We start from the raw sequence: 14,027 nt of genomic DNA on the forward strand, positions 1-14,027 counted from the left end.
AGGGCCGATATGCGACATCGAACGAGATCACATACAGGCACGTATCCGCTTGCGATGGCGGTCACTATTGTCACCGTCGCCGTTGCCTTTGGCATGACGGTGTCATGGCCCGCCGACGCACAGCCGGCGAACACTGGCCCGATCATCGTCGGCGGTTCGGCGCGGGTCGAAGGGCCGGCCACCATCATGGGCACGCTACGCGTTGACGGTAACGTCTTCGCCAACGGTCCGCTCACCGCCGACTGGTTTGCCTCGCCTGGCGGCTATTCCCGCCCTTCCTCCCAGGGCCTGCTCAAGGTGTTCCATGGCCCGCTGACCGTGCAGGGGCCAATGGCGGTGCACGGCGACCTTTACGTCAACGGCCCCCTGACCGTGAATGGCGCTCTGGAGGCCGCCGGCAATATCAACGCGAACGGACCGATGGTCGAACGGCAGGGCGGACGCTAGCGCCGCCGCCCGGATGACAGCACAATGGCGGCTTCGCACATTTCATCGATTCCGCCATGGCTCACTCCGGATCGCCACTGGGGCTCAAGGGTATTGCACTGTTCGAAGCCGCCAAGGGGGCGCTCGTCATCCTGGCCGGTGTCGGCCTGATGGCGCTGCTGCACCATGATGCGCAGGAAATCGCCGAGACCATCATCCGGCGGATACACATCAATCCGGCCAGCCACTATCCGACCATCTTCCTGTCCTTGCTGGCGAATCCCGGCGATGGCCGTCTCTGGGCCATCGGCGGGTCCGCGTTCGTCTACGCGCTGATGCGGTTTGCCGAGGCCTATGGCCTGTGGCGGGGGCTGGCGTGGGGCAACTGGATCGGTGTCTGGTCAGGCGGCATCTATATTCCGGTGGAGCTCTACGAGGCGATCCGGCATCCCACATGGCTGCACGGCGGCCTGGCCATTGCGAATGCGCTGGTGGTCGTTTATCTTGCGCAGGGCTTGGCCCGGCACAAGGTCAGTGGCTGAGCCAGCCATGCGAATCTGCTAAGGTAGACGCCATGTGGCGCACGCCGGCGCCGCGCACCGTATCAGACTCCTGTCGACGAAGAACCCGAGAAGAGACCCATCATGATTCACGAAATCGCCCAGATCACCATCAAGCCCGGCATGGAAGCCCAGTTCGAGGCCGGCGTGGCGCAAGCCAAACCGCTGTTCCTGCGCGCCCGCGGCTGCCACGGCCTGAACCTGCAGCGCTCGATCGAGGAGCCGTCGCGCTACACGCTGGTGGTGGCGTGGGAGACCGTGGAAGACCATATGGTCCATTTCCGCGAATCGGACGACTTCCAGACCTGGCGCAAGCTCGTGGGGGACTGCTTCGTCGCGCCGCCGCAGGTGCATCACGTCAATACCGTTATCTGATCACTGCTTCAACCGGACCGATTCCATGTCGACGCCTCAACCGCGCCCCCGGCATTTCTCGATGCTGCGCGATCTGCAACTGGCCGATTTCTTCACGCTGGCCAACGCGGCGTGCGGCATGGGTTCGGTGTTCTTCGCCATGTTCTTCGTGGCGGAGCCTTCGCTCCGGACCTTCTATATCGCGGCGGCGCTGGCGCCCGCCGCGTTCATCTTCGATGTGCTAGACGGACGCATTGCCCGCTGGCGCCATGCGCATTCGGCGCTCGGCCGCGAGCTCGACTCGCTCTCCGACATCATCTCGTTCGGCGTCGGCCCGGCCACGCTGGCGTTTGCGGCCGGCATGCGCGGCGGTTGGGATCTGGCGGCGCTGATCTACTTCGTCTGCTGCGGTGTGAGCCGTCTTGCCCGATTCAATGTCACCGCCGAGTCGATGGCCGAGGGCACCGGCAAGGTCAAGTACTTCGAGGGCACACCGATTCCGACCAGCGTCGTGCTGACCGGCGTGCTGGCCTGGTGCGCATCCCAGGGCAGGATCGGCGATGCGCTGGTCGGCGGCGCGTGGGAGATTGGCCCCGGCACGCTGCATCCGATGGCGTTGCTATTCGTGCTGTCGGGCTCGCTGATGATCTCGAAGACCCTCCGTATTCCCAAGTTTTGATTGCCTTTCTCCCGCGCGTGTCGTCAGGCCGCTCATGGTGGTGGTAACCGTGGCGGTATCGGCACGCCATCTGGCGGGATAGGCTCTATCTGTCACCCCCCGGTTTGCCTGACCATTGCCGATGGCTCGCGGCGCGCGAGATTGCCCGCCGCAGCCACGACGACAACAAAGCAAACAGGAGAGAGACAGATGACCCCACGCATTGCGCGCGGCGCGGTCGTGCTTGGCACGGCTACGCTGGCGGCTGCGGCCTTGAGCGGTTGCGCCACTGGCAACGGTAACTGGAGCGAGCAGGGCCTCAGCGCCGAAATCCGCCGCACGTCCTACGGCATTCCCCACATCCGCGCCAACGACTACGCCAGCGTCGCCTTCGGCATGGCGTACGCCTATGCGCAGGACAACGTCTGCCTGATGGCCAGCCAGGTGGTGACGGTCAGCGGCGAGCGTTCGGCGACGTTCGGGCCGGACGGCACCACCGAGGTGTCCTTCAAGCCGATGCGCAATGCGGACGCCGATGCGTTCTTCCGCGCCATTCTCGACGACGATGCCTTGCAGGCCAGCGCGGCAAAGCAATCGCCCGAAGCGCATGAACTGCTGCGTGGCTATATCGCTGGCTACAACCGTTACCTGCGCGATACGCCGCCGTCGAAGCGCCCGGCCGCCTGCCGCGATGCGGCGTGGGTGCGCCCGATCACGGCACTCGACATGGCGCGGCTTGCCGAGGAGAAGAGTATCCAGGCCAGCGCCGGCGCGCTCGCTGCCGGCATCGTCGCGGCCGCGCCGCCTCAGGTCACCAAGTCCGCTGCCAAGTCTGCCGCGCTACCCGCACGTGTCGATATCGCCGCGATTGATTTCGAGGCGGTGAACCGCGACCTGCAGTTGCTCGATCCGCCGATCGGCAGCAATGGCTGGGCGTTCGGCAAGGCGGCCACGGCAGATGGTTCCGGCCTGCTGCTCGGCAACCCGCACTTCCCCTGGACGACCACCAACCGCTTCTATCAGGCGCACCTGACGGTGCCGGGCAAGCTCGACGTCATGGGCGCGTCGATTGCCTCGTTCCCGATCATCAGCATCGGCTTCAACAAGGACGTGGCCTGGACGCATACCGTTTCCACGGCGCGCCGCTTCACGCTGTTCGAGTTGAAGCTGGCCGATGGAGATCCGACCACCTACCTGATCGACGGCAAGCCGCGCAAGATGACCACCAAGACGGTCAGCTATGCGGCAACGCTGGCCGATGGCCGTACCGAGCAGCGTTCGCATACGTTCTACATGACCGAGTACGGTCCGGTCGTGGCCATGCCGCAGGCAGGGCTGCCGTGGACGGCGCAGAAGGCGTACACGCTGCGGGACGCCAACCAGAACAACACGCGCTCGATCGACACGTGGCTCGATATCGCGCGGGCGCATAACGTGGGCGAGATCCGCACCGCGATCGGCAACCTGGGCATTCCGTGGGTCAACACGATTGCCACCGACCGTTCGGGCCGCGCGATGTTTGCCGATGTCTCAGTTACCCCCAATGTCTCGACCTCGATGCTGGAAAGCTGCGCGCCGGCCGGAGACGGTGCCGTGCTGGCGAAGAAGCTGATGGCCGCTACGGGCATGGTGCTGCTCGACGGCTCGCGTGGTGCCTGCAACTGGACCGTCGATCCGGCGTCACCGGTGCCTGGTCTGGTTCCGCCATCGGCCATGCCGGTGCTGGAACGCGAAGACTTCGTGGCCAACAGCAATGACAGTTCGTGGCTGGCGAATCCCGCGCAGAAGATGGAAGGCTTCTCTCCGGTGCTCGGGCCGCAGGCGGTGCCGCAGCGTTTGCGCACGCGTGTTGGCTTGATGGAGATCGGCAAGCGCCTGAACGGTGTGGACGGCCTGCCGGGCAACCGCTTCGACATCCAGAACCTGCAGACGGTGCTGTTCCGAGATCGCAATCTGGCTGCCGAGCTTGTGCTGGACGACCTGTTGCGGGCCTGCCGCACCAAGGCTGTTCAGGGCGACAGCGATCTGCGTGACGGGTGCACGGCACTGGGCAAGTGGGATCGCCGCAGCAATCTGGAAAGCCGGGCCGCGCCGCTGTTCCGCGAGTTCTGGATGCGCGCGCACGTCATTCCGAACGTGTATGCCATCGCCTTCAATCCTGCCGATCCGGTCAACACGCCGCGTGGCCTGCGCATGCAGGACGCTACGGTGAACACGGCCGTGCTGAAGGCGCTCAAGGATGCCGTGGGGGCCATGCGCAAGGCTGGCTTCGCGCTGGATGCCCCGCTTGGCGAGGTGCAGGCCGCGAAGTCGCCCAACGGTCTGATTCCGCTGCACGGTGGGGAGGAGTACGAGGGCGTGCTGAACAAGCTCCAGAGCCAGCCGGTGTCGGCCGACGGCCTGAAGGTGTTCTTCGGAACGAGCTATGTGCAGACCGTGGGTTTCGATGCCAATGGGCCGGTGGCGCAGGCGCTGCTGGTCTACGGCCAGTCGATCGACCCGGCTTCGCCCCATGCCTGGGACCAGATGCGGCAGTTCTCGGCCAAGCGCTGGATTTCGCTGCCGTTCTCGGAGCAGGCCATCGCGGCGGATCCGCAACTGAGCGTCACCAAGCTGAGTCAGTGACGTAGCCGGATGCCGGCGACATGGGGCGGCCAGGGCCGTATCCCATGCCGCCGGCAGGGTCAGCAGGGTTTTTCAGCGGCGACTACAATCGCCCGGACCAGAACACCCCGCAAGGATGGCCCTCATGCCTCATCTCTTCGATCCGTACCGGATCGGCAATCTCGAGCTTGCCAACCGCATCGCCATCGCGCCGATGTGCCAGTACTCGGCACAGGAAGGCAATGCCACCGACTGGCACATGATTCACCTGGGCCAGATGGCGCTGTCCGGAGCGGGCCTGCTTATCATCGAAGCCACCGCGGTTTCGCCTGAAGGCCGCATCACGCCGGCCGACCTTGGCCTGTACAACGATGCCAATGAAGCTGCGCTGGGCCGTGTGCTAGACGCCGTGCGCAACCATTCGCCCATCGCGGTGACCATCCAGCTTGCCCATGCTGGCCGCAAGGCATCGAGCGAAGCGCCGTGGGATGGCGGCGGGCAGATTCGGCCCGACCAGCCGCGAGGCTGGCAGACCTTCGCGCCGTCGGCAGTGCCACATGCGGCGGGAGAAGTCCCGCCGGCCGCGCTCGACAAGGCCGGTATGAAGAAGATTCGCGACGACTTCGTCGCGGCTGCCAAGCGTGCGGCTCGCCTGGGTATCGAAGGCATCGAAGTGCATGGCGCTCACGGCTATCTGTTGCACCAGTTTCTTTCTCCCATCGCCAATCACCGTACGGACGAATACGGTGGCAGCCTCGAAAACCGGATGCGCTTCCCGCTGGAAGTGTTCGACGCCGTGCGAGAGGCGTTCCCGGCCGAACGTCCGGTCTGGATGCGCGTTTCCGCCACCGACTGGGTGCCGAATGGATGGGACATCGAGGGGACGATCGCGCTATCGCACGAACTGAAGGCGCGTGGCAGTGCGGCAGTGCATGTGAGCACGGGCGGCGTGTCGCCGCAGCAGGCCATCAAGATTGGCCCGGGATATCAGGTGCCTTACGCGCAACGCGTCAAGGCGGAGGTGGGGTTGCCGACGATGGCGGTCGGGCTGATCACCGAGGCCGAACAGGCCGAATCGATCATCGCCAACAATGAGGCGGACATTATCTCGATCGCCCGCGCGATGCTGTACGACCCCCGCTGGCCGTGGCACGCGGCGGCCAAGCTTGGCGCTAGTGTCAATGCGCCGAAGCAGTATTGGCGCTCGCAGCCGCGCGGGCTGGAAAAGCTGTTCAAGGACGCGCACTTCGGCCAGCGTTGATGGGCGTTCTTTGAGCTGGTGGCCTTTGAGTGGGCGGCCGTTGAGCGGCTGGCAGGGAACGTAAAAGCGGGAAGGCAGATGCTGCCTTCCCGCTTTGTTCTTTATGGTTTTCGGATCCGAGGTGTCAGATCAATATCAAGGGCGCGTCTTGCGCAGAATGGCGTAGAGCTCGTCCTTGATCCGCAGCTTTTCCTTCTTCAGTCTCTCGATCTCTAGCGGAGGGGGGGGGTCGAGACCCGCCTCCATGTTCAGGATCTTCTGGTCCAGATCGTTGTGCATGTCGAACAGCCGGGCGAAATGGGCGTCATGCACCTTGAGCATGGAAATCTGTTCGCGATATTCCGGAAACATTGGCAACTCTCCTGCGATGGATCAATGGATGGGCAAGGCTACGTTTGATTCTAGGCATGTCGCGACGGATGCTGTTTGATATCGGTCACGCCACACCGGGCGAACTGTCGCCGCTGCGCGCCCGCACAATTCCTCCTTGACTTTTCCCGACGCGGAAAGCGGTGATTCCGGCGCCACGAAGTGCCGCGCCGCAACATCGAAAAATGCCAGAAACGAAGGGATTACCATGATTGTCGCCCCAGGGCGACAAGCGCGACCATGGCCTCAATAGATTGCGTTGGGCAGTAGAGACGGGCTCCCCCCACGTGCAGGCCCGCCTTCACAGAAGTAGTCGAAGAACGAACTCTGGGAGACATCCATGCAAGTCTATGACGGCCTCGTCTTCGTTTGCGCCATGCTGCTGATCTGCATGTACGCCTATCTTGGCGTGCAGTCGCAGAGCATCGCGCTGAAGTATGTTTCGCCGGCGGTGGTCGGCGTGCTCACGGTCGTCTACTCGCTGTTGCCAATGCGGATGATTGGCTGACAGCCGCGTATCTGCGACAAAGCCCCCGCCCATGTGAATCGGGCGGGGATGTGTCATGCGCACGCGCTACTTGTGCGCTACTGCGGCGTGCGCTGCTGTGTCAGCGCTCGTCTTATCGCAGCGAAAGCCAGATCGCCTTCGGTTCCGTGAAGTTCTCGATGGCGGCGTCACCGTGCTCACGGCCGAGTCCGGAGTCGCCGGCGCCGCCCCAGGGCAGACGCACGTCGGTATAGCCGTACGTGTTGATCCACACCGTGCCCGCCCGCAATTCCCCGGCTACCTTGTGCACGCGCGCGATGTCCGCGCTCCATACCCCTGCGGCCAGGCTGAACGCGGTGCCGTTGGCGATGCGCACGGCATCGGCCTCGTCTTCGAACGGAATCACGCTGGCCACCGGGCCAAAGATCTCTTCCTGCGAGATCCGCATTTCATGCTCGACGTTCGCGAACACGGTTGGCTCGACGAAGAAGCCGCGCTGGCCGATGCGCGCGCCGCCGGTCACCGCGCTGGCGCCTTCGCGCTTGCCGATTTCCACATAGTCGAGCACGGTCTTCATCTGCGCCGCCGAGACCACGGGGCCCATCGTCGTGTCCGGCGAGGCCGGATCGCCGACCCGTATCGCGCGGGCGCGGGTGGTCAGCCTTTCCACCACTTCGTCGTACACCTTGCGCTGCGCCAGGATGCGCGACCCGGCCGAGCAGACCTGCCCCGAGTTGAAAAAGATTCCGGATGCCGCGGCACGCGTGGCCGCATCGATGTCGGCATCGGCAAAGATCACGTTGGCAGACTTTCCGCCCAGTTCCAGCGTGACGCGCTTGAAGTTGCTGGCCGCGCCCTGCATGATCCCGCGTCCGACGCCGGGCGATCCCGTGAACGTCACCTTGTCGATTCCCGGGTGTGCAACCAGCGCATTGCCCACCACGCTGCCCTTGCCGGTGACGACGTTGAAGACGCCCGGCGGCACGCCGGCCTCCAGCGCCAGTTCGGCCACGCGCAGGGCCGTCAGTGGCGTGATCTCGGCGGGCTTCACGATCAGCGTGCAACCGCAGGCCAGGGCGGGCGCGATCTTCCACATGCCGATCATCAGCGGGAAATTCCACGGGATGATGGCCGCGACGACGCCGACAGGCTCGCGCACCGTGTAGGTCAGCGCGTCTGGCCGCGTTGGAATCACCGCGCCGTGGATCTTGTCGCACCAGCCCGCGTAATACCGCACGGTGTCGACAACGGCCGGCAGATCCTGCCGACGTACAGCCGCCAGCGGCTTGCCAGCATCGAGGCTCTCCAGCGTGATCAGTTCCTCGGCGTGAGTTTCCAGCAGGTCGGCGAACCGGCTGAGAATGCGGCCGCGATCGGCGGCGCGCATGCCCGCCCAGCCCTTGAGTGCCGCACGGGCCGCCTGCACGGCGGTGTCGACGTCAGCGGCGCTGCCTTGCGCCACCAGCGCGATGGGTTCCTCGGTGGCGGGGTTGATGTCGGTGGAATACTCACCGCTGCCGGGGGGCAGCCGCTTGCCGTCGATCAGCAGATCGTGCTTCGGCAAGTCGGGGCGTGTGGCGGTCATGGAAGGCTCCTCGCTTGAGTCATGGTTTGAAATGACGTGCGCGTTGGCCGAGGGAATCAGGCCCGCAGTGCCTTGCAGTGTGGTGGGCCGCCAGACCTAAGTCCAATTAATAGGACTGATCTATTCATGCTTTGAATGCATGAATGTGGCTGATGCTTATTGTTGGACCAGATACCATTCGGAGCCCCGGAGCAGGGCGCCAATGGCCGAATGGAGTTCGCCCGGGACCACGGGCTTGTGGAGCAGCGCGGTGCCACCCGCGTGGACGTTGCGGAGCTGATCCGCCGCCGTATCGCCGGTGATGATGATGGCCGGCAGCGCCTGGCTGGTGCGCTCGCGGATCGCGGCGATGGCTTCGTGGCCGGTGCGATGGCCACGCAGCCGGTAGTCGGCCAGGATCAGGTCGGGGGTGAAGGTGTCGAGCAGGGCCAGCGCCTCGTCCTCGGACTCAGCGGGCCGGCAGTCGCAATCCCAGGCTGCCAGCAATTCGGCCATTGCCTGGCGGATTGCCGGATCGTCGTCGATGACAAGCACGCGCAGACCATCCAGGCGGATCACGCTGCCGGGGAACGTGACTTCCTCGGGCGCGCCCCAGGCCAGTGGCAGTTGCAGACGGAATACCGAGCCGCGTTCCGGTATCGAATCCAGCGTTACGCCGGTCTGCATCGTGCGCGCCAACCCATCGACGATAGCCAGACCTAGCCCAAGCCCCTTGCGCTGGTCGCGCTCGGGGTTGCCGAGCTGGTGAAACTCGCGAAAGATCTCGCGGTGCTGCGCGATGGGAATACCGATGCCGGTATCCCAGACCTCGATCGAGGCATGGAAGCGCCGGGGCCGGCAGGCGATCAGCACGCCGCCGGTGTGCGTGTAGCGGATCGCGTTGGCGATCAGGTTGCGCAGGATCAGTTCGACCAGCGCCGGGTCGCCAAACAGCGTGGCCGTGGTATCGCGGGTGCGATAGACCAGTCCACGCGCATTCGCCTGCGGTGCGAACTCGTTCTCGAGCTTGTGCAGCATCGGCTGCAGCCTGAACGGGCGCGGCCGAGCGGTGATCACACCGGCCTCGAGCTTCGAGAAATCGAGCAGCGTGTTGAGCATCTCCCGCGCCGCGCCGGACGACGCCTCGATGTGGTCCAGCAACTGGCGCTGGTGCGCATCCAGCGGCGTGCGCCCGAGCGACACGAGAAACAGGCCCAGCGCATGCAGGGGCTGGCGCAGGTCATGGCTGGCCGATGCCAGGAACACCGACTTGGCGCGATTCGCGTTCTCGGCCTCGCGCAACGCCTGTCCTGCGCGCGCGGTCTGGTCGCGTAACTGCGAGATCAGTTCGACATTCTCGAAGCGCAGCGCAATCGAATGACACGCCACGCGCGAGTAGTTGCGTGCGAAGATCAGCAGCACCAGCAGATACAGCGGCGTGCCAAAGAACATCGGCAGGTAGGCAATGTCGCGCGTGAGCAGGAATACGATCCATACCGGCAGGATCGCGGGGATGAAGAATCCGATGGCCACCGGCAGACAGGCGGAGAAGACCGCCAGCGCCGCCGCGCTCATGCCGGCAATCAGCGACAGCACGCAGATCACCACGGCGGGCGACCGGATATCAAGGTAGAGCCAGGCCACCAGTCCCCACAGGCTGCCGATCAGCACCAGCATGACGGTCATGGCGCGCGCGTAACGTCCCGCGCGAGCCTCGGTCAGACGGTCGGGCACGGCCAGCCGGCCGAAATGGGCGATGGCGCAGAGCACGACCATCGACGCGGCCCATGGCATGGCGCCGGGGTGTCCACCCGTGACCGTCAGGCCGACTGCAAGGATGATCGCCGCAAGCGAGCAGCCAAGCATCGCGATGCCGAAGCTCTGGTCGATCAGCTCCATCTGCGCCGCAAGCAGGCGCGGCTCGTCATAGTGAGGCAGCAAGGAGGGCCACATGCCGGGCGTGGGCGTCAGCGTTGTGCCTGCACCAGACCGCGGCGCTGGGCTTCGAGAATGGCTTCCACGCGGCTGACCACGCCGAGGTGGTCGAGAATCGCCGCCACGTGCACGCGTACGGTGTTTTCCGACAAACCGAGGTGATAGGCGATGACCTTGTTCGAACGCCCCAGATTGAGCTGGTTCAGGACCTCGAGCTGGCGCGGTGTGAGCTGGCTGGGCCTGTAGGCCCGGGTCTGGGGGAGGCAGTCGCAGGGCTGTTCGGTCGGAAAGTACGTGCCGCCCGCCAGGCAGCAGGCAATCGCTTCCTCGATCTCGCGCGGGTCGGCGGATTTCGGCAGGAAACCAGCGACTTCCTTGCGTGCCTCGTCGGGAATCGCGTCGATGCCCGACGTGCCGGAGACAATCACGATCGGTGCGCGGGAGAAATGCCGACGGAGCACCTTGATGCCCTCGATGCCATTCAGCCCGGGCATCTGGATATCCAGCAACAGGATATCGACGGGCTTGTCGCCATGCGCCTCGGTGGCCTCCATGACCGACCCCGCCTCCATGATCGACGCGACGTTCGGGCTGGCGGCCAGCAATAGCTTCAGTCCGGTGCGGAACAGCGTGTGGTCATCGATCAACAGAAGCCGGGCTTGCGACATGAGAAAGTGCGGGGGGCGACAGACAAGGACGATTGGACTCGATTCCAGCGTGCTTGTCCATGATGCTTACCCCCCGGCCGTCTTTCCGGCGTTGCCCCGCATTTGGGGTAGTCCGGAAAGATTATTGGCAACGCGTAAAGTCGCTGCCACGATGCTGACATGGACGAATTCCGCGACTTGTCCATACCACTTTGAGTACCCGCTCCACCCGGCAGCGGGTATTTTTTTGCGCGCCCGGCAAGGGGAAGTGTTAGCCAGAGATGTAGTGGTCAAGTTATTTCGGACAGGCAGATAGGCTCTTCGATTTCGCCTGGTAGGCAGCGGGTGACAGATACCCCAGGGTTGAGTGCAAGCGCACCGGGTTGGTAAAAGCCAACGATGTACTGGGTGATGTCGCGCCGTGCCTAGGCGTGCTTGGCATACTGACGCCGCCACGCACGCGCCAACTTCAGGGCCAGGAAGTACTCTTCCATCACTGCGTCATCCCAATGATTGCCTTCTCGACTTATGCTGCAAACCACCTGATGGCGTGCCAGCAAAGCCTGATATTGCGCGCTCGCGTACTGGGCGGCCCCGATCCAAGTGCAGTACCAGGCCCACCGCTGGCCTTCAAATGCAGCGACCGAGCCGATGACTGAAAAGGGGGAGGGGACGTACCTGCTGCGAGTCCCCGGTTTCAGTCCTGCTTGTGCCGTGCTGACTTCACGGGCACAGGGTCGGAGGCTTGCATTGCTTGCGTGCCAAAGACGCCTCGTCGTTTCCACGCGCGTACTGCCGGGGCTTCGAGCCAGCCGGCCAAGGCGTTATCAACCGTTGCGGCGCTAGCCCCCTGCGGACCGGTTGGGGTTACGGACGGCGTCCTGCTGAAACGCGGAGCAGGTGCCGGTTGCACCACGCCGTCTACCTCGATGAAGCTCTCGCGTCCGATGAAATGAGGATGTCGCGGTGCCTCGTCGAAGGACAACACGGGCGCAAAGCAGACATCGGTGCCCTCCAGTTCAGCACACCATTCATCGCGCGACCGAGTCTGGAATGCGCGCGCGACCGCAGCCTTGGCTCTCGGCCATGACGCCTTGTCGTTCTGGTCGCCGAGCTCGGCCGCGTCGAGATCGAGCCGCTTGACGAGATCTCCGTAGAATCGTGACTCGATGGCCCCGATAGAGACATAGCCGCCGCACTTGCACTGATAGACATCGTAATACGGTGCGCCTGAGTCGAGGACGTTGCTGCCGCGTTCGCGGTCCCAAAGGCCGGCGGCATGCAGGCCATAGATCGCTGTGGTTAGCGCGACGGCGCCGTCGACGATGGCGGCGTCCACCACCTGGCCCTTGCCGCTATTGCGCGCCTCGATGATGGCGGCGAGCATACCCATCGCAAGGAACATCGCGCCGCCGCCAAAGTCGCCTACAAGCGCAAGCGGCACGCTGGGCGGCTGGCCCTTGCGACCAATTGCGTTAAGGGCGCCGGACATTGCGATGTAATTGATGTCATGCCCAGCTGCGTGGGCCAGCGGACCGGTTTGCCCCCAGCCGGTCATCCTGCCGTAGACCAGTCTCGGGTTGCGCGCCAGGCAGGCGTCCGGGCCAAGACCCAACCGTTCGGTCACGCCTGGCCGGAACCCTTCGATCATGCCATCGGCATGCTCGATCAGGTCCATCACCAGTTCGATGGCAGCGGGATCTTTCAGGTCGAGCGCGATGGCCTGACGGTTGCGGAGCAACAGGTTGAACTCGAGCGGGCGCTTCACGCCCAGCTCGACCGGCTCCTGGCGTTCCACACGCAGCACCGTGGCGCCCAGGTCGGCGAGCAACATAGCGGTCATTGGCCCGGGTCCGATGCCAGCTAGTTCGATGATCTTGATGCCGGCGAGCGGACCCATTCTTGCCTCCTGTTGATGCGTCGAGATAGTCGGTGGTTGGCGGGGGATGGCGGGCTCAGGCAAGCTCGATCGCCATTGCGGTGGCTTCGCCGCCGCCCAGGCACAACGCGGCCACGCCGCGCCGCAGGCCTCGCTGGCGCAACGCATATAGCAAGGAGACCAGCAGGCGGGCGCCGGTCGCGCCGACGGGGTGGCCGAGCGCGCAAGCTCCACCGTTGACGTTGACCTTTCCGTGCGGCAGATCAAGTTCGCGCATCGCATACAACGTCACCACGGCGAATGCTTCGTTGATTTCGTAGAGGTCGACGTCGTCCTTCGTCCAGCCCGCCTTGTCGAGCACGCGGCGGATGGCGCCGACCGGCGCGGATGTGAACTCGGAAGGCGCCTGGGCATGCGTGGCGAGCCCGGAGAAACGCGCCAGCACGGTGGCACCACGGCGAGCCGCTTCGGATTCGCGCATCAGCACGAGCGCGGCGGCGCCATCAGAGATCGACGAGGCATTGCCGGCCGTGACCGTGCCTTCCTTGCGAAAGGCGGGCTTGAGCGTGGCAAGGCGGTCGAGGTTGCAGCGCGCCGGGGTCTCGTCGTCGGTGATTTCGATGTCACCGCCGCGGCCTTTGACTGTGACTGGCGCGATCTCGTCGCGAAACCGGCCGTCCGCTACTGCCGCCTGCGCGCGGGTCACGCTCTCTGCGGCAAATTCGTCTTGCCCGGCGCGGGTGAAACCCTGCAGCTCGGCGGCCACGTCGGCGTAGTGGCCCATTAGCTTGCCTTCGTAGGCGTCTTCGAGCCCGTCTCGATACATGTGGTCGAGCAGCGCGCCGTGGCCGAGCCGGTAGCCCTGGCGCGCCTGCGGAATCAGGTGCGGCGCATTGGTCATCGATTCCATACCGCCGGCTACGGCGACCGTGCAGGTTCCGGCCAGCAGCAAGTCGTGCGCGAGCATCACGGACTTCATGGCAGAACCGCACATCTTGCTGATGGTGGTGGCCGGCGTGGATGGAGCCAGCCCAGCGCCGAGCACGGCTTGCCGCGCAGGGGCCTGGCCGAGGTCGGCGAACAGGCAGCAGCCCATGATAGCTTCGTCCACTTCGTTCGGTTGCACGCTGGCTTGCGCTACCGCCGCGCGAATGGCGACGGCGCCAAGTTGTGGCGTGCGCAGCGGCGACAGTGCACCTTCGAAGGCGCCGATGGGAGTGCGCTTGGCACCAACGATGACGATGCGGTCGTTTCGATCTTGCATGGTGTTTTCCAGGTATTGA

General features: G+C 64.8%; 13 protein-coding genes. 7 read left to right on the plus strand and 6 right to left on the minus strand.

What is annotated here, in order from left to right; translation table 11 throughout:
• Positions 1 to 54: 54 nt before the first annotated feature.
• The 6 genes from RN01_RS01140 to RN01_RS01165 all read left to right on the plus strand — a co-directional run bounded on the left by RN01_RS01140 (position 55) and on the right by RN01_RS01165 (position 5,863).
• Positions 55 to 447: a hypothetical protein gene (locus RN01_RS01140; protein WP_017511233.1), complete on the plus strand. Its 393-nt coding sequence runs from the start codon at positions 55 to 57 to the stop codon at positions 445 to 447.
• 56 nt (positions 448 to 503) lie between these two features.
• Positions 504 to 968, plus strand: coding sequence for a DUF2127 domain-containing protein (locus RN01_RS01145; protein WP_011519285.1), 465 nt, complete (start codon positions 504 to 506; stop codon positions 966 to 968).
• A 102-nt stretch (positions 969 to 1,070) separates the two neighbouring features.
• Positions 1,071 to 1,361: an antibiotic biosynthesis monooxygenase gene (locus RN01_RS01150; protein ID WP_008641446.1), complete on the plus strand. Its 291-nt coding sequence runs from the start codon at positions 1,071 to 1,073 to the stop codon at positions 1,359 to 1,361.
• Positions 1,362 to 1,386: 25 nt separating this feature from the next.
• Positions 1,387 to 2,019 (plus strand): phosphatidylcholine/phosphatidylserine synthase, encoded by a 633-nt coding sequence (locus tag RN01_RS01155; protein ID WP_011519284.1) that lies wholly within the window; start codon positions 1,387 to 1,389, stop codon positions 2,017 to 2,019.
• Positions 2,020 to 2,208: 189 nt separating this feature from the next.
• Positions 2,209 to 4,623, plus strand: coding sequence for an acylase (locus tag RN01_RS01160; RefSeq protein ID WP_024570188.1), 2,415 nt, complete (start codon positions 2,209 to 2,211; stop codon positions 4,621 to 4,623).
• A 124-nt stretch (positions 4,624 to 4,747) separates the two neighbouring features.
• Complete coding sequence (locus RN01_RS01165; RefSeq protein ID WP_024570189.1) at positions 4,748 to 5,863, plus strand: NADH:flavin oxidoreductase/NADH oxidase; 1,116 nt, start codon at positions 4,748 to 4,750, stop codon at positions 5,861 to 5,863.
• Between the two features lie 135 nt (positions 5,864 to 5,998).
• On the opposite strand, the gene RN01_RS01170 is transcribed toward RN01_RS01165, so the two are convergent.
• On the minus strand, positions 5,999 to 6,214 hold the full coding sequence (locus RN01_RS01170; protein WP_039016594.1) for a YdcH family protein: 216 nt from the start codon (positions 6,212 to 6,214) through the stop codon (positions 5,999 to 6,001).
• A 358-nt stretch (positions 6,215 to 6,572) separates the two neighbouring features.
• Here RN01_RS01170 and RN01_RS34225 point away from each other — a divergent pair, with 358 nt between their 5' ends.
• On the plus strand, positions 6,573 to 6,740 hold the full coding sequence (locus RN01_RS34225) for a hypothetical protein (RefSeq protein ID WP_008641438.1): 168 nt from the start codon (positions 6,573 to 6,575) through the stop codon (positions 6,738 to 6,740).
• Positions 6,741 to 6,852: 112 nt separating this feature from the next.
• On the opposite strand, the gene RN01_RS01175 is transcribed toward RN01_RS34225, so the two are convergent.
• The 5 genes from RN01_RS01175 to RN01_RS01195 all read right to left on the minus strand — a co-directional run bounded on the left by RN01_RS01175 (position 6,853) and on the right by RN01_RS01195 (position 14,008).
• Positions 6,853 to 8,304 carry an aldehyde dehydrogenase family protein gene (locus tag RN01_RS01175; RefSeq protein ID WP_017515159.1) on the minus strand — a complete coding sequence of 484 codons (1,452 nt, stop codon included), beginning with the start codon at positions 8,302 to 8,304 and terminating at the stop codon, positions 6,853 to 6,855.
• 156 nt (positions 8,305 to 8,460) lie between these two features.
• Positions 8,461 to 10,236 carry an ATP-binding protein gene (locus RN01_RS01180; RefSeq protein WP_024570190.1) on the minus strand — a complete coding sequence of 592 codons (1,776 nt, stop codon included), beginning with the start codon at positions 10,234 to 10,236 and terminating at the stop codon, positions 8,461 to 8,463.
• Between the two features lie 14 nt (positions 10,237 to 10,250).
• The gene (locus tag RN01_RS01185) at positions 10,251 to 10,886 is read right to left on the minus strand and encodes a response regulator transcription factor (RefSeq protein ID WP_008641435.1); all 636 of its coding nucleotides are present in this window, start codon (positions 10,884 to 10,886) and stop codon (positions 10,251 to 10,253) included.
• Positions 10,887 to 11,562: 676 nt separating this feature from the next.
• Complete coding sequence (locus tag RN01_RS01190) at positions 11,563 to 12,765, minus strand: CaiB/BaiF CoA-transferase family protein (RefSeq protein WP_017511865.1); 1,203 nt, start codon at positions 12,763 to 12,765, stop codon at positions 11,563 to 11,565.
• 55 nt (positions 12,766 to 12,820) lie between these two features.
• Complete coding sequence (locus RN01_RS01195; RefSeq protein WP_017511864.1) at positions 12,821 to 14,008, minus strand: acetyl-CoA C-acyltransferase; 1,188 nt, start codon at positions 14,006 to 14,008, stop codon at positions 12,821 to 12,823.
• Between the last annotated feature and the right edge of the window lie 19 nt (positions 14,009 to 14,027).

The organism is Cupriavidus sp. SHE (assembly GCF_000812445.1).
GTDB classification, from domain to species: domain Bacteria; phylum Pseudomonadota; class Gammaproteobacteria; order Burkholderiales; family Burkholderiaceae; genus Cupriavidus; species Cupriavidus metallidurans.